Raw genomic sequence first — 550 nt, 5'->3', positions numbered from 1 at the left:
GGTCGTCGGTGTCGACCTCGTCGAGGGTCACGATCGCGTCGAGGTCGTGTTCGAGGTCGCCGCGCACCGCGAGGACCTCGCGGAGCATCTCGCGGTTCTCGGCCACGACCACCGTCGCCTCGGGGTCCTCCAGCAGGTAGCACAGCTGGCTCGGGGACGACGAGGCGTACACGGTCGTCACGACGGCGCCAGCGGCCAGCGCCGCGAAGTCGGTCTGAGCCCACTCCATGCGGGTCTGCGAGTACATCGCCAGTCGCGTGTCGTCGTCGACGCCCAGCTCGCGCAGCCCGGTCGCGAGGTTCCGGACGATCCCCCGCATCTCCGCGTACGTCACGTCGGCGTACTCGCCCGCGGGGGCCTCCGGAACCACCCCGGACGCGACGAGCGACCGGTCGTGGACTCCCCCCTTGTACCGCTGTGCGATCCGGTCAGCGTGCCGCTCCGCGGTGCGTTCGAACGTCGCGGGGAGCGTCTCTCGGGCGATGGCGTCGTCCGTGAACGCTCGTTCCGCCTCCTGCCAACTCATACCCCCCCCAGACCCGCCATACCT

1 protein-coding gene is annotated in these 550 nt (G+C 70.7%); it reads right to left on the bottom strand.

Annotation, left to right across the window (positions count from 1 at the left end; translation table 11 throughout):
* On the bottom strand, positions 1-526 hold a 526-nt coding region (locus Z052_RS05250; RefSeq protein ID WP_144050003.1), incomplete at its 3' end, for an AMP-binding protein.
* Positions 527-550 lie beyond the last annotated feature (24 nt).

Origin of the sequence: Halorubrum sp. C191, assembly GCF_002727095.1 — an archaeon.
Taxonomy (GTDB): Archaea; Halobacteriota; Halobacteria; order Halobacteriales; family Haloferacaceae; genus Halorubrum; species Halorubrum ezzemoulense.
This window is presented reverse-complemented; position numbering and strand designations above follow the sequence as displayed.